This is a genomic window from Aureispira anguillae (assembly GCF_026000115.1).
Lineage (GTDB): Bacteria > Bacteroidota > Bacteroidia > Chitinophagales > Saprospiraceae > Aureispira > Aureispira anguillae.
Genome location: NZ_AP026868.1, coordinates 100,110 through 122,402, shown reverse-complemented (window position 1 = coordinate 122,402; position 22,293 = coordinate 100,110). Strand labels below are relative to the sequence as shown.

Sequence of the window (22,293 nt, the reverse complement as noted above, 5' to 3'; positions counted from 1 at the left end):
TTTAGGGGCTTAATACAAGTGAGTTTTAATAAAGAAAGTTTAGCATAACTAAACTTTTAGTATAAAGCTTGCAAATTTACGATTTATTGCTACTTAAACCAAACATTGGAGGTATTAAGAAAGAAGTGCTTTTGGAGAGAGGGAGATAGACTAAAAATAAAAAACTAGCAAAAATAAGCTCTGCTAGTCTTTTTATAAAAAAAACAATTGATTAGGATAGTACTCAATTACCGTGGACTAGTGGGCTATTGTAATGATCACATTTCCTTTTTTACGCCCCTTATCAACGTATCGATGTGCTGCTATAATCTGTTCTAATGGGTACGTTTTATCAATGACAGGTTGTATTTTTCCTTGCTCAATTAATTGGTTAAAAAACACCAAATCTTCAGCGGTTTCACTCATCACTCCAGCGATTACTTTTTGGCTACTGAAGATAGAAGCCCACAACGCTTGGAGCATTCCTGTAAGTCCACTAGCAGCCAATAGTAAGGTGCCTTTTTTCTTAAGTGCTTTTTTGCAACTGGATAAGGAGCTTTTTCCTACCGTTTCAAAAACTACGTCGTAAACTTCTTTTTTTTGACTAAAATCTTCTTTCGTATAATCAATAACCTTGTCTGCTCCTAGTGATTTTACCAGTTCTAAATTAGAGGTACTACAAACGCCAGTTACTTCTGCTCCCCAATATTTAGCGAGTTGAATGGCAGCCGTGCCTATTGCTCCAGAAGCACCATAAATTAACACCTTTTGCCCCGCTTGAATATTTGCTTGTTTCAAAAAATATAAGGCAGTATTCCCCCCAAAAGGAATAGAGGCAGCTTCTTCATAGCTTATATTTTGAGGTTTTAAGGCAAGCACCCCCTTTTCAGGTAGGCATTTATATTCGGCATAAGCACCAAAGCTCATATTGGTTGTTCCATAAACGTTATCTCCTTTTTTAAATTGAGTAACATTTTTGCCAACGGCTTCAACGACACCAGCTACAACAAAACCCAATATGGGTTGTCTAGGTCTTAGAAAACCAAAAATCAATCGAATAAGAAATGGATCTGCTTTTCGTAAACGGCTATCTCCTGACGAAACAGCCGTAGCATAATTTTTTATTAATACCTCATCCTCTTTGGGACTAGGTTGGCTTACTTCGCTAAGTTGAAGCACTTCTGGGGCTCCATATTGAGTGCATACAATTGCTTTCATTCTTTATGTTCAGATTTAAAACAAATAATTATACACAAAGATAAAGGAGTAGTAGTTAGGATGCGTTCGGAATTATAAATACGAACGTATTGAGGGATTTTTCGATTGGTAGTTCGCTTTATTAAATAATACTCTTATTGCACGATAATTTTTCCAGTATTGATTAATTCATAATTTCCTTTTAGTTGATACCAAGTATCTCTAACAATTACAGAAAATACCGTATCGACTCCTCTAACTGAAAGAGATTGGGTGTTAAAACAAGCTAATTGGCTGTAGTTGTAAACCTTGGTGAGGTATCAACAGTTAATCCCCCCAATAAATAAGGGGAGTCTTATTTTAAGGCCACCTTAAATGTATTTAAACCCTCCTAATGCTCATTTTCTATTTGTTTTGAATGTTAAACTTTAAACTATCGCAAGTTTTTGTTTGTTAGGTGATTATGGAGGGGTTGCTGTTATTGAACACATAATTTAGAGCATTATTTAGGCTTTGTTTTTATTGCTGTGTCGCATAATTTTATACAAAAAATGTTCGCAATGAACACACTAATATTTCGAAGTTGTTTAAGAATAACCTTACATCGCTAATGAAAGCTAATTTCTAGCTACTCTGCGTTAAAAATTTGCTCCATAGCGCTGCTATGAAGAAAATTTTTGCCTTGTTTATCTAAAAATTAGTACTCATTATCAACAAAATTCCATTTTTAAACAACTTCTTCTAATAGAAACCAATAGTTTGTATATATATGACGACTTTCCTACGATTAAATTATAGCTGGATAATTCTTACGCTGTGCTTTTTTTCAAAATCATTCTTATCAGCTCAACCAATAGTTGATGAAACTAACTTTAAGACGTTTCAAAAGCAAACTGTACAATTTGAAGAAAATAAAGGACAGGTTTGGGATATGAATAATGAGCCAGTTCCCTCTGTGCGCTATCATTACCAAAAGGATAACATTCATATCTTTATGTTATCTACAGGTATTGCTTATCAATTCAACAAGCAAGAAGATTCGGGGGCTCATCAAACGAGGAAAAGGCATCTCGATGCCAAAGAACGATTGGTTCGAACAAAAACAACTCCTGAAGTTCGTTTGGAAACCTATAGAATGGATATGCAGCTAATAGGAGCAAACCCTACTCCAACTATCATAGCAGAAGAGAAAAGCCAAGATTACGTTAATTATTACAATCGTAATGCACTGGCAGTACACAGCTTTAGAAAATTGATTTATAAAGATATTTATCCTGATATAGACTGGGTAATTTATACCACAGATAAGGGGTTAAAATATGATTTTGTAGTACATCCAGGTGCTGATCCTAAGCAGATAAAAATGCAGTTTGACAATCATGAATCCTTACAGCTTAATCGAGATGGAAGTTTTACCTTGTCTAGTCCTATGGGAACAATTACAGAGCAAGCACCTGTTTCGTTTCAAGACAACCAAGAAATCCCTACTACCTTTCAACTCAATGAAGACCAAATAACGTTTCAAGTAGCTCCGTACAATTCTACTAAAAAACTAGTTATTGATCCTAGTTTAGTTTGGGCTACCTATTATGGAGGGAGTGAGCGAGAACTTGGATATAGTTGTTCTGTCGATAATAGTGGTAATATATTTATAGTGGGAGAGGCGCATTCTACTAATAATATAGCCTCTGGAGGGCACCAAAACACTTATATAGGAGGAACAGATGCTTATTTGGTGAAATTCAATAGCAGTGGAGTTCGCCAATGGGGAACCTATTATGGGGGAAGTAGTAGTGAAACGGGGAGAGATTGTATTGCAGATGCGAGTGGGAATATCTATTTGGCTGGTAGAACGAGTTCTACCAATAATATAGCGTCAGGAGGACATCAAAATACCTATGGAGGAGGAATAGATGCTTTTTTGGTGAAATTCAATAGCAATGGAGTTCGCCAATGGGGAACCTATTATGGTGCTAATGCTGATGATTATGGTTATGCTTGTGCTGTGGATAACAATGGCAATGTATTTTTAGGAGGAGATACAGAGTCAACTGCCAATATTTTTCTTGGAGGACATCAAAGTACCTATGAAGGGGGATCAGATGCCTTTTTAGTGAAATTTAATAGCAATGGAGTTCGTCAATGGGCAACTTACTATGGAGGAAATGGTCCTGAAACCACCTTTGATTGTGCAATAGATAATAATAACAATGTATTTTTGACAGGGATAACTCGTTCTACCAATCATATAGGTTCAAGTGGGCATCAAAATACGCATGGAGGTGGAACCAATGATGCATTTTTAGTTAAGTTTAATAGCAGTGGTGTTCGTCAGTGGGGCACCTATTATGGGGGCAATGATTTTGAATATGTTTACGGTTGTTCAACAGATGGTAATAATAATGTATTTATAGCGGGGTTTACCAAATCGTTCAATAATATAACCTCAGGCGGTCATCAAAACACGCATGGGGGCGGAGCAAATGATGCCTTTTTAGTGAAATTTAATCATAATGGAGTTCGTCAATGGGCAACTTATTATGGGGGAAATGGAGAGGATTACGGTGTTGCTTGTTCTGTCGATAACCTAGGAAATGTGTTGTTGGCTGGTGAAACTACTTCTGCTACTAATATAGCTATCAATGGCTATCAAAATACTTATGGGGGGAACAGTGATGCTTTTTTTATTAAGTTCGATAATAATGGCGTTCGTCAGTGGGGATCTTATTTTGGAGGGAATAACCGTGACTATAGCTGGGACTGTGTGATAGATGCAACAAATAGTATCTACTTAATGGGAGATACTGAATCTTTGAGTAACATAGCTTTAGGAGGACATCAGAATACTTATGGAGGAGGAAATAAAGATTCTTATTTAGCCAAATTTCAAGACGCTAATACGTTACTTGCTGTAAGTTTTCTTGATTTTCAAGCTCAAAGAATAGCCATGGATAAGGTATTGTTAGAATGGCAGGTAGATGATATAGAAGTGGCTACGCAATTTTTTATAGAACGTTCTTTTAGTACCAAATTTGAGGTTGTAGCAAGGTTAGATAATAACGAGCGTTCATTTGTGGATGAAATTAGCACCAACTCAACGATTTACTACCGATTAAAGGGAATCGAAAAAGATGGGACAGTAACCTATTCTTCCGTTAGAGCGGTAGAAGGAAATGGGCAGGAAAATGCCATTTCTATTTATCCCAACCCAGTTCAGAATACCCTTTATCTGACCATGGACCAATGGCAAACGGCTTCTGTTCGCATTACCGATTTGAGTGGTAAACTTGTACTCCCTCCTTCATCGTTCGCACAGCAGCTCGCTACGATAGATGTAAGTAGCCTTCCAGCAGGCATCTACCTCTTCACGATTCAGGTAGATTCGGGAGCAAAAATTATGCGTAAACTCGTTAAAGAATAAAAAAGGATAAGTAAGTAGATGAACCAAAGAGTAGGTTAAAAATTAACCAAGTGCTCTTAATTTGTTATTCATTAGCGTTGATGTAATACATCAACTAACGAACCTAACAAGACATCTACTTACTTAATATCTTACCTATTTATATAGCTACTTTCTGTTTTTACCTGCCCTTCTAATCGATTTGACTTAAATGCTCATCTTCTTTTTTCTGATAAAACAAGCAAACCTTAAAATCCTTTCTTCTCAAGAAGTACTTGCGGTAAATATTTTTCTCTCGAATCTTAAAAAAGAATAAAAACTTCTTGACTACTTTTCCTCTACATTGCCCAAAAGCAGTGCGTCTGTGGTAGGGATCAGCAATCGTATAGTTCAAAATTAAGGTATCTCCGTTCTTATCCAACGCTTTTGCATAAACGATAGCATCACTACATGAATTACAAAGCATTTCTTCTGGCACAGGAATCTTTACCATTCGTTTAGATCCCTTTTTAATCGACCCCAGAATTGAAAAAGGAGCATCAAAAGAAATTTTGGCATCCAACAAATGAAGTCCTTTAGCTACTTTTACTCTAGTTAGATAATAACGATCGCCATTACCAGAACCTTTCCGATCTCCATTATAGATGCCTGCTCCACAGACTTCGGTCTTGTAATACAATTGACCATTTATTTCTACGAGCTCCATTGACTCAGCAGAATCCACCCACGAACCATCTGGTCTTTGAAACCATTTGGTTATTCCCCTAACAGGAGCATTACACCCTTTATTAATGCTACTTGTTCTAAGTGGAATGTGCGCAATTATACAAGGAGGATCCTCATAACGTTTGGAGGAATTAGCAGGATTTTTACATAACTCTACTTTGAACATCCCAACAGAAATAAGAGGAGTACCATCTGCTGCCATTGTACTTAAGCCAGCTGCTCTAGCTGAATCTGGATGAATAAATTCAGTAAATTTAAAGCAGTCCTTATGAGCATAATAATCGCAGATCCCAAAGGTTACCAAGGAGCCATTGGGCATGGTTAGTGTTGTATCTTTTGAGCAGTCCATTGCTTTTTCTACCAAATCGTCTAAGAGGGGAGGTTTGGGTTTATCTATTGTATCTTTTTGTTTTGGGACTGTTGCAATGTGTATTGTTTTTTTTCGATAGACAGCGATCTCTACCCGACGGTTTTGCTGCCTACCAAAACCTGTTTCATTCGATTCGAGAGGCTTTCGTTCACCCCAACCAACCGTATGAATTTTTTTTTCATCTATACCTAAATCTATTAAAGCAGTTTTTGTTGTTTGGACTCTATTTTCAGATAAAATTTGATTGTATACTTCGTTGCTACGGCTATCGGTATGCCCAAGGAGTTGTACCTTAGCAATTTGATTGATGGGAAAACTTGCGATCAGTGCATCTATTCTATCCAAGGCGTTTGCTGATAAATTGTATTTATCGGTATCAAAATAGATGTTTATGCTTGCTGTATCTTGTCCTGATACAAAATTTGAATAAAAAGATGCTAAGATGAACAATAAAGACAATGAGCTATTGATATAAAATTTGGTTTTCATAAGTAATCATTTATAGTTTAAGAGTGGACTTTAGAATCAATTGTAAACCGTTTGTTCAAAAAATATTGATTTAAGGCTGTCGTTAGCCGCCTAAAACAACTTGGAAGCTGTTTTACGGTAGTGCTAATTTTAATTTTGAAGCAAAAAAATGCTAGATGTTTAGGTCAAGAATAAGTATCCTCTAATGCTCTTTAAACCTCTTAGGCATGGTTTTGTAAGATAATTTGCTGATTTTATAGCTTTTACCTGCTTTGAGCAAAGCAAGTGTTTCGCCTTTGTTGCGAAAATATTTAACAGGGCGATAATCTTCCATGTCTATCGTATAGTCACCACTTGCAGTCAATCGAATAACTTCCCCATTCTGCTTAGTTGTAGCAAGCATTAGCTCTTTTCTGTTCGTTCGTTTATTTCCTAGAGTATCAACATGATCTAAATAAACAACAGAAAAATTATTCTTGTTAAATAGGTAAGAATAGTTGTTTGTTTTTTCATTCTGGTTGATGGCATTGCTAGCAATTTGGGTACTCATAATTGGGCTGCCTGTTTTGCTAAATTTGTGCACATAAATATCTAAAGAGGGGTAATAGGGAATCGGTGTTTTTTTAGAAAAATCGTTGTGCTTAAAATTCCTTTCTTGTTCAACAAGCGGTAAATAACTACGGTTATAGGATGAAGACAACACGTAGAAATTAGAGGCTTCATCAAAGAATACTTCATCAACTTTTAAGACTAATTCTGGTACCCCATTTTTTCTTGCTGTTTCTGCTTCTAATTCTGCCTTTGTTTGAAAATCCAAAACGGAATAATGATGAGGGGCTAATGAATCTGTTGTAAACGTTAATTGTTGTAGTCCTCTCATATTTTTCAAATAACCATAAAGAATAGGATTTCCCTCTGGAGAAATCGTTAAGGTTAACCCTCTAGTTTCTATTAACCGATGGTTATATGCAATATAGGAGCTAGTTTTTGAGCGAATAGGGCGTTTTGTCTCGTTCTTATTATTGCTATTGCTTAAACTAATGGTATTCAAAAATGAATTTTCTTTTAAGATCAAAGAATCAATACTATTGGCGCCAAACTGATACAAAATGTTGCCATTTTTTAGGGTAGGGATCAATCGGTTGGTAGGCAAAAATTCAGGCTGAGTTTTCCAGATATAGATTTTCCCAGAATTATCAATGGCAGTTCCATAGTCTAGCATCCCATCTTTTTTAACGGTATAAAATGGCTTCATATTTTCATCATAGACTTGAAAGGATATGGTCTCATTTTGTCCTTTTTCAAACTGTTTCTTTTGACTTTTTATGGTGCCAGGTTTCGGATTTATTAATAAGTATTTTCCATTCATAGAAGTTTGGATATTAATCCCTTTCTTATCACTGGATAGAGAGAATTTTCCGAGTGTTGCACCGCTTTTTTTCTCCATGGTATTGTAATCAATCTGATGCCCAATGTACAATTTGGCTTTTTCTTTTGCTGCCCCCTCTGAAGTGATCAAAAGTAATTGATTATTAAATTGTTTTACAGCGTGTAGGTTTCGTTTGTTTTTTTGCAAGATATGGCTAAGATCAATGGATCGTATGATTTCAAAATCGGCATTATAATGATCTAATTTTAGATATTTTTTGCCTCTTTTTTTATAAGACTTAAGGCTTATGGTTTCTTTATTTTTTAAAGTTTCCATATAATGAATTTCTCCTTTGCCTCCCTCCAAGAGATCCCCCTGTAATCTATTCATTTTAAAATCAGGAGTATCAACAGCTGGTAAGGTTTTAGGCGTTTTTTGCTGCTGTATTGAAACCAAAAGCTTCAATTTGCTCATGGCTTTGAATTCCGTGTTTTTTAGGAGTCCATCAAAAACAATCGGTTGAATAAATGCCCGCTGCACTTCATTTTTCTCCTTTTTGTTCTTGGCACTAGCACCATAAGTTTCATGAGTTTTAGGGCTAGTTTTCTTTTCCTGTTTTTTAGAACTAAAGGACGTGTTTTGAGTGTTGTTTACTTTTATTGTTTCATCTACTGTCTTAGTCGTTTTTTCCATTGTTGTGGTGTGAGTTGCCATTGTCAACTCAGGCGTTGTATCCTTGGTGGGAATAAAAAACAAAGCAAAGGTAAGAAGTAGAACCCCTGTAATTAATACAATAAACCTTCTCCAGTTTGTCAGGGATAGTTTAGCTGTATTTTTAGATAGGTTTGCTCTAACATCATCCAAAGATATTTTAACCTCAGCATTTCTAGCAGCAGCAAACAAATCATTGATATCGTGATTTTGCTCTTTCATAGACTATTTTGTTTAGAGGTTATAGAATGTTCATCTTTCATTAAGGCTTTTAACTCTTTACGGGCACGGCTAATTCTTACCTTTACAGCCCCTTCTTTAGAGTTTTGAATTTTAGCGACCTCTTTAATAGAGAAGCCAGATATTTCAAATAAAATCAGTGCTTCCTTTTTTAAGTCGTCTAATTTGTTTAGCTGCATGTACAAAAACTCCACCTCCAACTTTATTTCGGCAGAGTTTCTGGTGTACAAAGCATTTTCTGATACCGCATCCAATGCTACTTCACGTTTTTTTCGGATGGTGTTCAGAACAATATTTCTAGCTGTTCCAAACAAAAAATAAATCAAAGCATCTTTTTTCTTAATCTTATCCCATTGTTGATAAGCTCTCAATAAAGATTCATTCACCAAATCTTCTGCGCTCATGATTCGATAAGCTCTTGCTTGACAGAAGCGCACGAAGTTTTCGTGAACAGGTTCATAGACCGCCATAAACGCATCTTGTTTTTGCTTAGTGCTTTGTTTCATTATCATTTAATTATGCGGGGTTTCAGATCAATTACAAGAGTATGTAACATGAAAACGGAAAAGGTAACAAGCAAAGCCATTTTTTTTTGAAAAAAATGAAATCTGTGAATGTTGTGCAGCCTTATTGAAGGTTTTTATTTCAATTTTTGAAATAGAGGAAAGGCATAAAGTAGGGGTAAAAAAGGGAGCTATTTGTTGTTTTTTAAACGAGGCACACACACAATCAATAAAATATCATTCATCAAATAGCAATAGCAGAGGGGCGTATACAAATTTATAGCGAGGATAGAATGGCAAATACGGTTACAATTGCTAAATTGTTAGGAGGTTCTACAGATACCAAGATTAGGCGCTGTAATTCGATTTGTACCGAACTTCCACTGGATTAATCAATAGTTAAGTCCAGTGAAAGAAGGGAAGTCTATTTAAGCCAACGTTGCTTTTAATTGCTCAATGACCTTTTTAGAATTGCCAACAAAGATTTGATCTGTTACTATAAAAACAGGCCTTTTCAAAAATGTATATTGTGACAAAATTAGCGTTTTATAATCTTGTTCTGTCAGCTGTTTTTCTTTTAACCCCATTGTTTTATACAGTTGGGCTCTTCGGCTAAATAACGCTTCATAAGAACCTGCTAATTGAGCCATTTCTTCTAATTGTTCGTTGGTGATGGCCGTTGTTTTGATGTCTTGTAAGTCAAAAGTAGCGGTATCTATTTCGGATAATATTCGTTTGCAGGTACTGCAAGAGCTTAGGTAATATGCTTTTTTCATAGGAATGATTCTTGTTAGAGGTGATTGATTGTTTATTTATTACGGTTCAATTTATAACTATTCATAAGCATAAAAAACTTGCTAGGGGTTAATTTTCCAATTTTATGCTTAAATCTTACACGTTACATTGGTCACGTTACACGTGTAACGTGTTATAATGCTATTTTACGTCTTACTTTCAGTAGGAAGTAAGAACTTAATCCAATAATAATAGCAGCAACAATAGCCAATACAACTGCCCCAACAGTGTATTGATAGAAGTTGGTAGATATGACAGAAAGGTTATCCATTTGGGATAGTCTAAGATCGCCTCTATTTTCTCCAAAAACTAAGGCTCCCATCCAAAAACTAGCATATAGAATAATAGGGATCATTGGAGGAATACTAATATTAGCAGCCAAGAAAAAGATAGGAACATTGAGGCGAAAAAAGATAGCAGTTGGAATACCTATAGCTAGTTGAAAGCCCCACAAAGGAAAGATTCCCCAAAAGATACCATAGGCAATAGAAAGTGCTTTTTTCTCAATAGAAATATCAGCTTGAAATATCTTTTCATGAATAACTTGCCTTAGATCTTTTTTTTTTAGGCTACGAAAAAACAAACGTGGGCGAAACCAAAAGAAAGCCATTACACACAAAAAAGTATTGAGTACAGAAATTCTAAAAAAGTCCTTAAAAGGACGGAAGTGCGTGATGCGTTCTTCAGCAGGTGGGTAATATACATCAATAGGAACACAAAGTAATTCTATTTCTTCCCAAGCTGCTCGTACCAAGACCTCAACTTCAAATTCATAGCGTCCTGTTACAAAACTAAAATTTTGCATGGCTTTGATGGGATAAAGTCGATAGCCCGACTGAGTATCTTCCAATTTAATGCCCGTTTCTACCCATAGCCAAAAACTTGAAAATTTGTTGCCAAAACTACTTTTGGTTGGAACATTTTCTTGTCCCATATTTCTAGAACCAATAACAATAGCATTGGGATGTTCTTTTAGTGCCTCTACAAAAGTAGGAAGATCTTTGGCGTAATGTTGCCCGTCAGAATCTAATGTAATGGCATAGTTATAACCTTGCTCAATGGCATACTCAAATGCTCGGCGCATAGCAATCCCTTTTCCCTCATTGGGGGTATAAGAAAGCTGCATAATAGAAGGGTATCGCTCTAAGATTTGTGCCGTTGTATCTGTAGAACCATCGTTGACGACCAATAGATGAGAAATGGTATGCTTTTTTCCCAGTTGTAGTCGAGTATATTCCTCTACATCTTGAATAACTTGCTCCAGCATTTGGGCATTGTTGTAGGTCGGAATAATTACACAACAATTAAGTTCTTTAAGCTGCTCTGCGCAGTTTTGTTTGGTGGTGTTTTGAGCAATCATTTAAGCTAGTGTTCCTTTGAATTTGAAAAAAGTTAATTCCTCACTATGTATGGACCCCGTTATTTTTAGCGTTCCATTGTCGTTGGTAGCATACTTGATTTTTACTTGTAAATCAGGATTTTTTTGAGGAACAATCGGAATTAAAAACTTGACCTGTTGTGCTTTTTTTAGACGCACCTTTTTGCCTAAAGCCTCCGTAGTCAGTTCTGCCAAGATTTGCATCATGCAAACACCAGGAACGACAGGCTGCTGTGGGAAATGACCTTGATAGATCGAATGATCAACCATCAAACTAATTTGGCTATCAATGGTGTTTTCTGTGATATTTTGTTGCGTAAGGCTAAAAAAATCTCCTTGTAACATAGCTTAAAATTTAGGGGTATACTGCTTGCGAATTTTTGTTTATTAACAGTCTACCAACGTTTTTTAATGGAGCAATATTGGCTTTTATACTGAATGCTTCATTTTAGAAATAAAACGGTCTAAAAATAGCTCAATTTTAAATCGTTGAGCAGAGCAGGCTGTTATAATCCTATAAAAGTACAAATATTTTGACGATTTAATGCTTCAATAAAAGGAGTTTCATACTCAGTGGTATATTATGATGCTGAATGTTGATCGCCCTAGGAATTCCTGTAACATAGTTGGACAATGAAATACTGACCGCTCTTTTTTTGTGTATTTCTGTTAACTGTTGATGTTGATTTTGAACTAGAAAATGAGTTTTTTGATTTAGCGTAGTTTTTATAATACGTTGCTTTTTGAGCGGATTATCTTGTTCAAAAAAAGTAGCTTTTTGCCCTAAGAGATCACGAGCCAATAGCATTTCAATATCTTCTTCAATAATTTTTAGAAATACTTTTTTGTTCATCTCTTTTAACACCTTATGCACTACAAAACCATTCTTTCCAAATTCAAAATCAAACAAGGTCATTCCAAATTTGGTCATAAAGACGGTTCTATAATTGCCCTCCGAAAGTTGCTTGAGCATAAGCATTCCTCCTTGTTCAAATTTATCGCCATAAGCCATGGTGGTCTTGAATAAGAACGATTTAAAATTATCCTTAAAAATAGGTTTAAAATTGTCCTTAGAAAGCGTAACTACTTGCCCTTTTGAAAGTGGTTGCAGTTGTTTGGGAGCACCACAGCCAACCAAAAATAAAACCCAACTAATTAATAATAAAAACTTTGTCAGAGATACTTGCATTGGTCTTTTTGTTCTGGAATTTCATAAGTGTATAATCACCAGATTGCTCTAACATTTTAACCTGTTGAACAGAATAATCTTTTTTTGAAAAATAGATGCTGATGCTTTTCATAAATTCTTGTACCTTTTTTTGTTTGGGGTACATCTTTACCAAATAAGTCGTGCTATTTTCTTGGAATTCATACTGATAATCTTCCTCATTGACCAATAAATCCCCTTGGATGCTACCAATCATCATTTCATTAATTTTCTGAAAATCTTTATTGCCAGAAAGATCGTAATTGCTTACTTTCCCTTCATCTTTGATGGATACTTTTCCGTTGCTTAAAATAATAAGATAGGTCAACGGGCTGGTGTATTCCCAACGTAGGTTGTTGTCGGCTTTATAATATAATTTCCCTTGAGATTCAATGTCCTCAGAAAGAACATCTAAGTGCTTAATTTGCGTAAAATCGCTTTGCAAAGTGGTTGTTTGAGCCGCAATACTATGGAGTTGCTTTTGAAATGCTTTATTATCCTTCATTGGTTTGAACGATTGAGCAAAACTAGCAGTAGAGCCAAAAACAAGGAGCAGCAAGAATAAATATAATTTCATAGTTGTAATTTTCTAACAATTATTGATACGGTTTTAACTGAAGTAGCTGATCGATTCCAACTACCTCGTAACCTTCTTTCAAAAGATATTCCAAAAACAGTGGCAAAAAATCAGGCAAATGTTCTAAGTGATCGTGCAATAAAATAACATCTCCTTTTTGTAACTTGCTTTTTACTCGTTTTAAAAGCACTGTTTGGTCTTTGATGACTGTATCTAGAGAACGCAGCGACCAACCAATTGTTTTGTGATCAAGCTGTCGAAGTGCTTTGGCTATATTGGGGTTGGTAATGCCATAAGGAGGACGAAAAAACAACGGCGTTTTGCCGATGTGTTGCTGTATAATTGCATCTGTTTCTTGTAGCTCTTGGATTATTCTTTTGCTGGAAAAAAAATCAAAAAAATTAGAATGAGAATAACTGTGATTGCCAATTAAATGCCCTTCTTTGTCCATTCTTTTTAGAACATCAATTTGTGCTTCATTACTTAAATTTTTACCAATACAAAAAAAGGTAGCAGGAATATTATAGTGTTTTAAAATATCGAGCACTTTATGACTTTGGACGGGATTGGTGACCCCATCATCAAACGTAATGGCAATTTCTTTTTTTTTAGGCTCGTAAGCACGGCAATAAGCTGGTAGGTGAAAATTGCTACTGATTTGGGTTGTTCCAAAATAAGCAATTACTGAGGAGATGGCAATAATAACAGCATAAACCCACCAAGCAAGACCTTGCAAAGCAGCCAGTACAAGCAATAAAATAGTAGTAAAAAGAACGGTATTAAACCTTATATATTTAGGAAAAGGTCCCATCTAACAATCTATTTTAGATAAGAGAATAATAGAGTGATTGATGTTTTGATGTTGATTATAAATTAAAATATGATTAATCTCTTTCTCAGCAAGATCTAAGGCTGTTTTGGTAGCCGTATCATTTTTGAGTATTTGTGCTGCTATTGCCATAGCAAATGCTGTACTCGTGGGGTATTCACCACATAGCTTTTTATACGATCGGAGCGCTGCTTTTGAGCATAATTGTGTTTCAAAAGAAGGATCTTCATTGCCCGAAAGTACGAGGTCAATAGCATCAACAGAGAGCTGTTGTTCTTGAAGCAGTTGAAAGATACTATTCTTAACAACATTGGTATCTTTAGGACGATATAAGGTCGTAATCCCAGCTAATTTCGCATAACTATTGTCCAACAATTGCTCACTAAGTATAAAACAAGCAGCTCCTTCACCCATGATTCTTTGTTCAGGTTGAGCGCATTTTAAACGAGTTAACAGGGTGTGGAGTTGATCGGTTTGTTCATCAATGCCATTCACTAAAATATTTTTTGCTTGTTTGTCATAAAACAAAAGCATGGCGTCCATCAAGGCAGATTCAAAAGAGACATTGCCCTGCACATAAGACATATTATAACAATTGTTGTGATGCAATAAAGCAATTTGTCCTGCAACTGTATTGTGGGTGGATTGCACAAAAGCTGTGGGGGTTAAATATTCCTCCTTGTTTTCAATAATGGTTTCTAGAAATTTTTCGGTATCCTTTACACAGCCCCATGCCGTTCCAGAGATAATGGCATCAACCGTAGGGTTTTGTGCTTCTTCTAATGCCTTATAAGCAGTCGCCAAGCCCATTCTAACAATACGACTCATTCTTCTTAGGCGTTTTCTTTCTATAAACTCCTTATAGTTAGGTTCTTGGCAGCTAAAGAATGCTCCATTAGGCTGTGCCAACTCTTCGCCCATTGATTGATAAAATGTAGCTTGGGGAGATATATTGCCAATACCATTAATGTAAATTTCCTTTTTCATTTAAACAAACAATTTTTGCGTAGAAGAGAGAGCTTGTAGCAGTTATAATTTGAAAATGATTCAATTTGAAGATGAGCTAGTTCATTAACCCACTTTCAAATTGAATCATTTTTAAGTCGTTTTCTTTTTATACGCCTTAAAAACTAAAGAAGAAGTATTGCCTCCAAAACCAAAGGAATTGGAAAGGATATACGTTAAGTTTTGATGTTCTAATAACTCTGTTTCAGGAACCATTGTTCCTCCAAGTGCTTCAATAGCGGTTTCAAAGCGTAAGTTGGGATAGATAATCTGATGTTGTAAGGCAAGGGTAGACAAAACGGCTTCTACTCCTCCAGAAGCCCCCAACGTATGTCCTGTAAATGCTTTGGTAGAACTAAACTTGGGTATACGATCTCCAAAAAGGCGCTGCATAGCAATACCTTCCGACAAATCGTTGTTGGGAGTGCCAGTGCCATGGACATTGACATAATCAATTTGAGCAGGTTCAATATTGGCAACATCTAAAGCTCCCTTCATCGCCAAATAAGCCCCTGTTCCGTCAGGAGAAGAAGCGGTTTGATGATAAGCATCATTGCTATTGGCATAACCAACCAATTCACCAAGGATTTGTTCCTCTTTGGCAATTCCTTCTGCTTCCAAGACAATAAAACCAGCTCCTTCACCTAGGTTTAGCCCCCGACGATTTTGATCAAAAGGCTGGCTAAACTCTGCATCCAAAATCTGTAGGACATTAAAGCCATTAACGGTAAATTTGGTTAAGGCATCTACTCCTCCAACGATAGCACGATCCAACAAACCATGTTTGATCATCCTTGCTCCCAGCATAATGGTATTGGCCGCAGAAGAACAAGCAGTGCTAATGGTTGAAACCATTCCTGTTGCCCCCAAACTATCCGCAATTCGTTCTGTGCTTTCTGCACACTCATGGGTTAGCATGGTTTGGATGTCCCCCGATTGGTTGTCTTGCATAAAATCGGCATAGAAATGCTCTGTTTTATCCATTCCCCCAACCGTATTTCCTGAGAAAACACCCGTTCTACCATCTCCCAAAACAGGACTACCCGCAGAACGCCAAGCTTCTTGAGCAGCAATAATTCCCAATAAACTCGTACGAGTCATACGACTACTAGGAGCTACCTTCGCTAAATGGCAGAGTTCCTCATTGGTGTATTTTACCTCACACAAGGGCAATTTCCCTTTATGAACAGTTTGAAGATATTGAATTTCACCAACTCCCGAACTCGCAGCTTTGATGTTGGAGAGCGTCTCTGATACATTTTTGCCAACAGCAGAAATGATCCCTATACCAGTTATGAAAATGCGTTTAGCCATCAATTCTTAATTTAATCTTGATGTTGTAGAATATACTCTGCCATAGTGGTTAAAGAATGGAAAATCTGTTTTCCTTCTTCTTGGTTTTTGACCTTGATGCCATATTCTTTGTCTAAGAGTACAATCAGTTCTAATGCATCAATAGAATCTAAGCCTAGTTCGCCATCTGCATCAAAAAGCATTTCGTTGGGATCAATTTCATCTGGTTCAACATCCTCTAAGTTTAATTGCTTAATGATTTGAACTTTTAATTTCTCAATTAACTCTTCCATGTTCTAAATTTTTTATTGTAGCACAAGTCTACAAGACTAAATACACTGTGTGTACTAAATTATTTTTATTTGATTAAATATAGAATGGCATGATAACCACTTTCTGTGTAATCTACCCATCCTGTTAGGCAAACTTTAGCATTGCCACTCTCTAACATATCTTGACTGTATTCTATTAACAAATCTTGATCAAATTCATTGCTAACAAAAAAAACAGATTCTCCCTTGATGTTGTATTTGATACAGATTTCTCCTACCATAATATTGGGTAAGGTGTAAACAAAAACAGCAGGACTAGGGTAATAATCTACTCGATCTTTGATAGAATCAGTATGTTTAGTATCCGTATATAAGGTAGAATTAGCATTTGCCATAACTACTCCTATTTCTTCGGGAGCATAGGCATCTAAAGCACCATCTTGGAGCAAAAGATTAGCCGTTACAAACGCTAATTTACAAAGTCTATCCATTTTATGAAACTTAGGATAGCTTAGTTCAAAATGTTTATATGCACCTTTTATAAACTTGGCAAAACCTAGCTCTTTTTGTTCAAAGACAAGATCACCATTTAAGATGATTTGTTCCGCTTTAATTTCGCAATAGGAATATCGTGTGGCTGTCTCTTTCATTTATTTTGTAGGCAATTTTGAAAAAACCATAGCGGCGTTACACCCCCCAAAACCTGAGGCTGTTTTAAGGCACTTATTTAATGGTTTAGTACTTGTTTTTTGAATCACATTAATTGCTTTAGGAACACCCAATTCATCAAAGCCCAAGGAGCGATAAAGCATATTGTTTTTTAGCGCATGAACTGCAATAATACTTTCAATCAAGCCAGCAGCACCCAAGGTATGGCCAATATAACCCTTTAGGCTGTTTAAGGGGACTTCTTGAAGATTTGCTAAAGCAATTGCCTTGGATTCCATTTCGTCATTATAAGGCGTAGCCGTTCCGTGCATAGACATATAATCTATTTCATCACTGGTACAATTGGCATCTTTTAATGCTTTCTGTATGGCCAAAAATAAACCATCTCCTGTTCTAGAAGGTCCAGAAATATGATTGGCATCGTTGGAGGAAGCTCCTCCGTCAATCGTCACTATATTTGTTGTATTCAAAGGTTGTTCTGTACTCAAAATAACAGTTCCTACCCCCTCTCCTAAATTAATTCCGACCCTATTTTTGTCATAGGGCTTGCAAGGAGCATCGCTCATTGCCTTAAAAGATTGAAAGCCAGAAACCGTAAATTCGGTTACTAAATCTCCCCCAGTAACAATAATGTTTTTGTATTTCTTTTTTCGCAACAATCGCTTAGCAACATCCATGGCTAAAACACCAGATATACAGGCATTGCAAACTACTAATGGCGTATTGGGATTGTTGAAATATTGCTGAATTTGTGCGGCCATGGTTCCTAACTGCACTCGTTCTGAAGGAAATTTGCCTTGATTTTTATGTTCTAATAAATCAATATTTCCTTTTGTTGAAGCAATAATAATAAGCGTATCTTCTTGGCTAAGATCGATCTCAGTTGCTTTTGCTGCCTCCAAAATAGACAATAAAAACAATTGCTCTAACTTGGAGTAGTTTTGTGGTTTTTCTAGTTGTTGACTCGCATTAGAAAGGGCAGCTGTCTCAATTTTTGAAACCCAAATAGGATTGGGGTAAATAGAAAAATCATTGTGACATTGCACGCCTGTTTGTTCCAATGCAATTTGCTCCACATTAGCTTTAGTTGTAAAACCTAAAGATGAAATGATATTATCTGCTATAATATATATTGGTGTTTTTGTCATGATTTATTGTTATAGCAAGTTCCACTTTTTTTTCCATTCCTCATAAAACTCAGGCATCGCAAGATACAAATCCTTGTTGGTGTCTAAAAAGACCTGTGTGGTTTCACCTGTTGCCGATAAAGCGCCATCTCGTTTGCGATAAATTTTGTAATCAAAAAAAAGCTTTGCCGCAGGAGTATCAATAAATGTTGTTTCTATAATGGCGGTATCGCCATACTCCAATGGATTCATGTGTTCGCAGCGCAGACTGACAATTGGGATAAAGAAATTATTGTTGTAGACATCCAGATAAGTAATGCCATATTTTTTACCCCAAGCCTCTCTACCATCTTCAAAAAAACGAACATAATTCCCATGCCAGACCACGGCCATAGAGTCTACTTCGCTAAATTTAATTTCATGTTCAAAGGTATGTTGGAGTGTTTTGCCTGTAATGCGTCTTCGTTTGCCCCGTCGAATGGTTTTCATAGCCTATGCTTGTTCTTGATCTGCAATAAAAATTTTCATTTGACAGGTCGCCATAACCCGATCCTCTACCTTAGCAATGCCATTGATTAGGGTAAAGTTCATGATTTCATGCTCTATTTCTATTTCGGTAATCAATTGATCCCCTATTGCAGGCAGTTGTTCAATGGTTAAGTTTTTGATGGCACCAATAAAACCAACAGGAGGTTCTTCGCCTGCTTGATGAGATAAATAGCCTACTTGAGCAGCAGCAGTTTGGGCAATGTTTTCAGAAAGCCCTGGAGCTTGAAAAAAACCATCTTCACAAAAGACATTATCTGCTGTAATGCTTAATGCAGTAATTGCTTTTTGTTGACTCACCTCAATAATGGTGTCGATCATCGCCATAGGAGGCTTTTGAGGGATCATTTTAAGTACTGTTTCACCACTGACTAGCGGTGTTTTTGGGGAACTCATCTTGTCCATTTGTCTATTGCTTTGCGGGTTTTCGTTTTCGTTTTTTGCTGACTATTTTGGGTTGTTCTGGTACGGCCCAAAAGTCATAAAAATTATACCATTGATAAGGGTATTGTTTGATTTTTTCTTCTACACTAGTTGCAAAATATTGAGCCGCTTCTTGTACCGATTTAGGATTGCGATATGGAGGAGTCGAATAGTAGTGATAGTGATGTGTGGTTTCCTTAAAAGCAAAAACAATGGTATAAGGCACTTTCATTCTCGTGATTAATTGGAAAGGCCCCGCAGGTAAATGTGCCTTTTCGCCCAAAAAATCAACCACCACAGTTTCTGCACCAGGCAAAAAACGATCCCCATGCATACACAATAATTCTCCATTTCTAAGCGCAGATCCCATGGCAATAATGTGAGAAAAATCATCCCCAATCCCTATAATATTAGCAGACTGTTTGACTTGAATTTTTTCAAGAAATGCTTGGATTTTTTGATGCTCAGCCTCTAACATAACGATATTAATTCGAGCATTACTTCCCACATTATCCTCTAACATGCTCCCTGCCATAGACCAATTGCCTCCATGTATACTAATCAAAACGCCTCCTTGACCTTCTTTGGCAATGGTTCGAATATGCTCCTCGCCATCAAAATTGTAGGTAAACCGACTATTTAATCCAGCTAGAACAGCTGTTCGATCAATAAGCGCTTGACCAAAGGAGAAATAAGTTCTATAAATTGCCCAACAACTTTGCAGTCTTCCTTTTCTTAAACGTTTTCTAAAAAAAGAATAGATCGATTTTGTTGAAGTAGGTGAGAATAGAACAAAGTAAAAAGAGACAAAAACCAGTAGCAAATAAGCCGCTCGTAGCCCCATATACTTAAGGATAAAAACAAAAATTTTATACCCTAATAATCCCCCTCTAGTTTTACCTTTCCAAGAAGCCATAAGATTTTATGCTATGCGTTTTCTTCGGTGAATTTGCGCAAATGTTCTTCAATCATTGCGTAGAAATCTTTAAATGTATCAACTCCCTTAAAGTCTTCTGCGGTTAGTTTAAAACCAAAGTGACTTTGTATGACAACTACTAAATCTACATAATCTAAACTATCTAAATCAAGTGTTTCATGTAAATTTTCTTCTAGGATAATGTCATCAGGGTCGACCTCAAATTCGTCAACTAAAAAACCATTGATGGTTTCTATTATCTTTGCTCTTTCCATGTTATTATTTGAATTTTCTGATGATTAACGATGAATTAGTACCCCCAAAACCAAACGAGTTGGAAAGAAAGGTATCTATATTATGATTTACGGTTGTTCGGGCTAAGTTCAATGATTTAGCTTCTTCCGCAACTTGCTCTAAATTAATGTTGGGAGCTACAAATGAATTTTGCATCATCAACATACTATATACAACCTCACTGGCTCCAGCCATCCAACATTCGTGTCCTGTCATCGATTTGGTAGAACTAACGTAAGGGCAATTGTCTCCACCAAAAATAGAACTGATCGCCATGGCTTCGTGTTTGTCACCTAGCGGTGTAGAGGTAGCATGAGCATTGATGTAATCTATTTCAGATGCTGAAATATTGGCTTGTTCTAAAGCCATACTCAATGAACGAGCAGGCCCTTCTACACTGGGTTGAGAAATATGCAATCCATTAGAAGAAAAACCATAGCCAATCACTTCTGCTAGAATTGTAGCACCACGTGCTGCGGCCGATTCGTAACTTTCTAGGATAACAGTAGCGCCACCACCACTAGGTACTAGACCATCTCGGTTGGCATCAAAAGGTCTAGAAGCTTTAGTAGGTTCATCCATTCTTACTGAAAAAGCGCCTAAACCATCAAAACTTCCCATTGCATGAGGGTTAACTTCTTGTGCTCCACCACAAACTACCATACTTTGCAAGCCTTGTTTGATAAACATGTAACCCAAGCCAATGGCGTGAGAGCCACTAGCACAGGCAGCACTTATGGTAAAGTTGATACCTTTTAATCTAAAGATAGTTGAAAGGTTCATTGTAATGGTTGAGTTCATCGATTTGAAAATGTTACCCGACCCTACTAGTCCCGTATCTTTGACTTCTCTGAGCTTGTCAATTCCCTCAATAACAGATTGAGCGGTACTGTCATTTCCATACAATAAGCCAATAATATTATTATCTATATAAGCATCATCAATTCCTGCTGTTTTTAAGGCTTCAACAGTTGCTAGATAAGCATATTGACTTTCTTGCCCCATGCCTACTCGCATACGGCGTTTCAGCATTTTTTTTAAATTAGGCTGAGGAAGTATACCTGTAAGCGCAGAACGATAGCCCATTTCTGTACGAATTGGGTCCATTCCTATTCCTGATTTGCCAGTATATAGAGACTCTTTTACCTCTGCTAGGTTAGTACCTAAACAAGAGTAAATTCCCATTCCTGTAATAACTACTCTGTTCATCTATTTATTGATCTCTTTATAATCTATTGACTGTATGATTTAAGTGTGTAATCCCCCATTGATAGAAATAACTTCCCCTGTAATATAAGAGGCTTTGGGAGAGGCAATAAATGCAACTACATCAGCAACTTCTTCTGCTGTTCCAAAACGACGAAGTGGAATAATAGAACGATACTGTTTTTCTTCAATACCTTCTGTCATATCTGTTTTGATAAAACCAGGTGCTACTGCATTTACTGTAATTTTTGAACGACCAACTTCTTGCGCAAGTGCCTTAGTAGCGCCAATAATAGCTGCTTTGGCTGCGGAATAGTTGGTTTGACCAGGCATACCCTTGATGCCTGAAAGAGAAACGACATTAACAATGCGACCATATCTGTGGACTAACATTTTGCTAAACACAGGTTTTGTTACATTATAAAAACCAGCAATGTTAACATCTAGTACAGAATTCCAGTTTTCCTCTTCCATCCACATAAATAAAGCATCATTGCGGAACCCAGCATTATTAACGAGTACTTCTATAGGCTGCTCAGGATGATCTTCCATCCATTGTCCTAGATTTTTGTCCACCTGTTCTTTGTTGGCAACATCAAACTGAATTACTTCGGCTTTAACATTGTGCTGTTCCACTAGTTGAGCTGTTTCTTCAGCTGCCGCCAAGTTACTGTTATAGTTTACTAAGATGTTGTACCCCATCTCTGCTAATTTTTCACAGATTGCTCTACCAATACCTCTTGAGCCGCCTGTTACTAGGGCATATTTATTGTTGTAAATCTCTGATTTCATA

Annotated in this window: 22 protein-coding genes; 1 reads left to right on the top strand and 21 read right to left on the bottom strand. The window is 36.6% G+C overall.

Annotation, left to right across the window (positions count from 1 at the left end; genetic code table 11):
* Window positions 1-237: 237 nt before the first annotated feature.
* On the bottom strand, window positions 238-1,197 hold the full coding sequence (locus tag AsAng_RS29670; RefSeq protein WP_264793639.1) for an NAD(P)-dependent alcohol dehydrogenase: 960 nt from the start codon (window positions 1,195-1,197) through the stop codon (window positions 238-240).
* Window positions 1,198-1,945: 748 nt separating this feature from the next.
* Between AsAng_RS29670 and AsAng_RS29665 the strand changes: the two genes are divergently transcribed.
* The gene (locus tag AsAng_RS29665) at window positions 1,946-4,597 is read left to right on the top strand and encodes a DUF7948 domain-containing protein (RefSeq protein ID WP_264793638.1); all 2,652 of its coding nucleotides are present in this window, start codon (window positions 1,946-1,948) and stop codon (window positions 4,595-4,597) included.
* A gap of 172 nt (window positions 4,598-4,769) precedes the next feature.
* On the opposite strand, the gene AsAng_RS29660 is transcribed toward AsAng_RS29665, so the two are convergent.
* From AsAng_RS29660 to fabG, 20 genes are all read right to left on the bottom strand, one after another.
* Complete coding sequence (locus AsAng_RS29660; RefSeq protein WP_264793637.1) at window positions 4,770-6,161, bottom strand: OmpA family protein; 1,392 nt, start codon at window positions 6,159-6,161, stop codon at window positions 4,770-4,772.
* Window positions 6,162-6,342: 181 nt separating this feature from the next.
* Window positions 6,343-8,442 carry a hypothetical protein gene (locus AsAng_RS29655; RefSeq protein WP_264793636.1) on the bottom strand — a complete coding sequence of 700 codons (2,100 nt, stop codon included), beginning with the start codon at window positions 8,440-8,442 and terminating at the stop codon, window positions 6,343-6,345.
* Window positions 8,439-8,966 carry an RNA polymerase sigma factor gene (locus AsAng_RS29650; protein WP_264793635.1) on the bottom strand — a complete coding sequence of 176 codons (528 nt, stop codon included), beginning with the start codon at window positions 8,964-8,966 and terminating at the stop codon, window positions 8,439-8,441. Before AsAng_RS29650 ends, AsAng_RS29655 begins: the two co-directional genes overlap by 4 nt.
* Window positions 8,967-9,391: 425 nt before the next feature.
* A complete protein-coding gene (locus tag AsAng_RS29645) occupies window positions 9,392-9,739 on the bottom strand; it encodes an arsenate reductase family protein (RefSeq protein ID WP_264793634.1) in 348 nt (115 codons plus the stop codon).
* 152 nt (window positions 9,740-9,891) lie between these two features.
* Window positions 9,892-11,118 (bottom strand): DUF2062 domain-containing protein, encoded by a 1,227-nt coding sequence (locus AsAng_RS29640; protein WP_264793633.1) that lies wholly within the window; start codon window positions 11,116-11,118, stop codon window positions 9,892-9,894.
* Entirely contained in the window at window positions 11,119-11,481 is a 363-nt protein-coding gene (locus tag AsAng_RS29635; protein ID WP_264793632.1) for an ApeI family dehydratase, read from the bottom strand.
* Window positions 11,482-11,677: 196 nt separating this feature from the next.
* The gene (locus AsAng_RS29630; RefSeq protein ID WP_264793631.1) at window positions 11,678-12,325 is read right to left on the bottom strand and encodes a hypothetical protein; all 648 of its coding nucleotides are present in this window, start codon (window positions 12,323-12,325) and stop codon (window positions 11,678-11,680) included.
* Complete coding sequence (locus tag AsAng_RS29625) at window positions 12,288-12,920, bottom strand: outer membrane lipoprotein carrier protein LolA (protein WP_264793630.1); 633 nt, start codon at window positions 12,918-12,920, stop codon at window positions 12,288-12,290. The genes AsAng_RS29630 and AsAng_RS29625 overlap by 38 nt, the downstream gene beginning before the upstream one ends.
* A gap of 19 nt (window positions 12,921-12,939) precedes the next feature.
* Window positions 12,940-13,731 (bottom strand): polysaccharide deacetylase family protein, encoded by a 792-nt coding sequence (locus AsAng_RS29620; protein WP_264793629.1) that lies wholly within the window; start codon window positions 13,729-13,731, stop codon window positions 12,940-12,942.
* Window positions 13,732-14,736: a beta-ketoacyl synthase chain length factor gene (locus tag AsAng_RS29615; protein WP_264793628.1), complete on the bottom strand. Its 1,005-nt coding sequence runs from the start codon at window positions 14,734-14,736 to the stop codon at window positions 13,732-13,734.
* A gap of 111 nt (window positions 14,737-14,847) precedes the next feature.
* Entirely contained in the window at window positions 14,848-16,068 is a 1,221-nt protein-coding gene (locus tag AsAng_RS29610; RefSeq protein ID WP_264793627.1) for a beta-ketoacyl-[acyl-carrier-protein] synthase family protein, read from the bottom strand.
* An 11-nt stretch (window positions 16,069-16,079) separates the two neighbouring features.
* Window positions 16,080-16,340, bottom strand: coding sequence for a phosphopantetheine-binding protein (locus AsAng_RS29605; protein ID WP_264793626.1), 261 nt, complete (start codon window positions 16,338-16,340; stop codon window positions 16,080-16,082).
* A gap of 65 nt (window positions 16,341-16,405) precedes the next feature.
* Window positions 16,406-16,969: a beta-ketoacyl synthase N-terminal-like domain-containing protein gene (locus AsAng_RS29600; protein WP_264793625.1), complete on the bottom strand. Its 564-nt coding sequence runs from the start codon at window positions 16,967-16,969 to the stop codon at window positions 16,406-16,408.
* Complete coding sequence (locus AsAng_RS29595) at window positions 16,970-18,136, bottom strand: beta-ketoacyl synthase N-terminal-like domain-containing protein (protein WP_264793624.1); 1,167 nt, start codon at window positions 18,134-18,136, stop codon at window positions 16,970-16,972.
* A gap of 9 nt (window positions 18,137-18,145) precedes the next feature.
* Window positions 18,146-18,595 (bottom strand): acyl-CoA thioesterase, encoded by a 450-nt coding sequence (locus AsAng_RS29590; protein WP_407655357.1) that lies wholly within the window; start codon window positions 18,593-18,595, stop codon window positions 18,146-18,148.
* Window positions 18,596-18,607: 12 nt separating this feature from the next.
* Complete coding sequence (locus AsAng_RS29585) at window positions 18,608-19,066, bottom strand: hypothetical protein (protein ID WP_264793622.1); 459 nt, start codon at window positions 19,064-19,066, stop codon at window positions 18,608-18,610.
* A gap of 4 nt (window positions 19,067-19,070) precedes the next feature.
* Window positions 19,071-20,000 carry an LpxL/LpxP family acyltransferase gene (locus AsAng_RS29580; RefSeq protein WP_264793621.1) on the bottom strand — a complete coding sequence of 310 codons (930 nt, stop codon included), beginning with the start codon at window positions 19,998-20,000 and terminating at the stop codon, window positions 19,071-19,073.
* A gap of 11 nt (window positions 20,001-20,011) precedes the next feature.
* The gene (locus tag AsAng_RS29575) at window positions 20,012-20,275 is read right to left on the bottom strand and encodes an acyl carrier protein (RefSeq protein WP_264793620.1); all 264 of its coding nucleotides are present in this window, start codon (window positions 20,273-20,275) and stop codon (window positions 20,012-20,014) included.
* Window positions 20,276-20,279: 4 nt separating this feature from the next.
* A complete protein-coding gene (locus AsAng_RS29570; protein ID WP_264793619.1) occupies window positions 20,280-21,503 on the bottom strand; it encodes a beta-ketoacyl-[acyl-carrier-protein] synthase family protein in 1,224 nt (407 codons plus the stop codon).
* A 39-nt stretch (window positions 21,504-21,542) separates the two neighbouring features.
* Window positions 21,543-22,292, bottom strand: coding sequence for a 3-oxoacyl-ACP reductase FabG (fabG, locus tag AsAng_RS29565; RefSeq protein ID WP_264793618.1), 750 nt, complete (start codon window positions 22,290-22,292; stop codon window positions 21,543-21,545).
* Between the last annotated feature and the right edge of the window lies 1 nt (window position 22,293).